This is a genomic window from Acidovorax sp. HMWF029, from assembly GCF_003060895.1.
GTDB lineage: Bacteria > Pseudomonadota > Gammaproteobacteria > Burkholderiales > Burkholderiaceae_C > Acidovorax.
Map to the genome: position 1 here is coordinate 6,219 of NZ_QAIH01000163.1, position 1,635 is coordinate 7,853.

Here is a 1,635-nt window from a genome sequence, read left to right on the forward strand (position 1 = left end):
CATCGAGAACATCGACATCGGCGGCCCCGCCATGGTGCGCAGTGCCGCCAAGAACTGGAAAGACGTGGGCGTGATCACCGCCGCCGACCAGTACGAAGCCGTGCTGGCCGAGCTGAAGGCGAATGGAAAGCTGAGTGACAAACTGCGCTTTGCCCTCTCGGTGGCTGCTTTCAACCGCATCGCGCAATACGACGGTGCCATCAGCGACTACCTCTCGTCCGTCACGTTTGAAGAAGAGAAACTGTCGGAATCCTACGTGCCCGAGCGCAGCCAGTTCCCCGGCCAAAGCAACGGCGCTTTTATCAAGGTGCAAGACCTGCGCTACGGCGAAAACAGCCACCAGCAAGCCGCGCTGTACCGCGATCTGCACCCGGCGTCTGGCTCGCTGGTCACCGGTGTGCAGTTGCAAGGCAAAGAACTTTCATATAACAACATCGCCGACGCCGATGCTGCGTGGGAATGCGTCAAGAGCTTTGACGCTGCGGCCTGCGTCATCGTCAAGCACGCCAACCCCTGCGGCGTGGCCGTAGGCCTGGATGCGCTGGACAGCTACAGCAAGGCTTTCCAGACCGACCCCACCAGTGCCTTCGGCGGCATCATCGCTTTCAACCGCACGGTGGACGGTGCCGCTGCCGCCCAGGTCAGCAAGCAGTTTGTGGAAGTGCTGATGGCCCCCGACTTCACTGCTGAAGCACTGGAAATCTTCAAGGCCAAGGCCAACGTGCGCCTGCTCAAGATCGCGCTGCCCGCCCACGGCGGCACCACGCACTGGAGCCGTGGCCGCAACGCCATGGACACCAAGCGCATCGGCTCGGGCCTGCTGCTGCAGACGGCAGACAACCACGAGCTCTCGCTCATCGACCTCAAGGTGGTCACCAAGAAGCAGCCCACGCTGGAGGAAATGGAGGACCTGCTGTTCGCCTGGAAGGTGGCCAAGTACGTCAAGAGCAATGCCATCGTCTTCTGCAAGGGCGGCATGACCATGGGCGTGGGCGCGGGCCAGATGAGCCGCCTCGACTCGGCCCGCATCGCCAGCATCAAGGCCAGTCACGCCAACCTGTCGCTGGCAGGTACCGTGGTGGCCAGCGATGCCTTCTTCCCCTTCCGCGACGGCCTCGATGTGGTGGTCGATGCAGGCGCCACCTGCGTGATCCAGCCCGGCGGCTCGATGCGCGACAACGAAGTCATTGACGCCGCCAACGAGCGCGGCGTGGCCATGGTGTTCAGCGGCGTGCGCCACTTCCGCCATTGACTTCCGCCATTGAGCTGCCGTTGATTCATACCTCCCTCTCTCAGACGCCAAAGCGTGCACCGCGACGATGAGAGCCCGACGCCCCGGCCCCGCTGGCTGAAATGGGTGCTGGGAGCATCCAGTGCGCTGGTGGTTTTTGGCATGCTCAACCTGGGCTGGCGCATGCTTCAGCCGGGTGCTGATCTGCCGAAGGCTGCCCAGGGGGCCTCAGGGCCGGGCGGGAACGGCGGCTCTGCACCACCGCCGTCCGGATCCCCAGGGCTTCGTCTGGTCAAAGCATCTGATTGCTTGCGCTGCCACGGCGTGGAGCGTTACTACGTGGGTCCACCGTTCCAACAGATCGCAGCGCGGTATCGCGACCGCGCTGACGCGTTGGACTACCT

At 63.7% G+C, this 1,635-nt stretch carries 1 protein-coding gene; it reads left to right on the plus strand.

Annotated features, from left to right (window positions below):
* A partial coding sequence (gene purH, locus DBR12_RS11470; RefSeq protein WP_233244402.1) for a bifunctional phosphoribosylaminoimidazolecarboxamide formyltransferase/IMP cyclohydrolase occupies positions 1–1,252 on the plus strand: 1,252 nt, incomplete at its 5' end.
* Between the last annotated feature and the right edge of the window lie 383 nt (positions 1,253–1,635).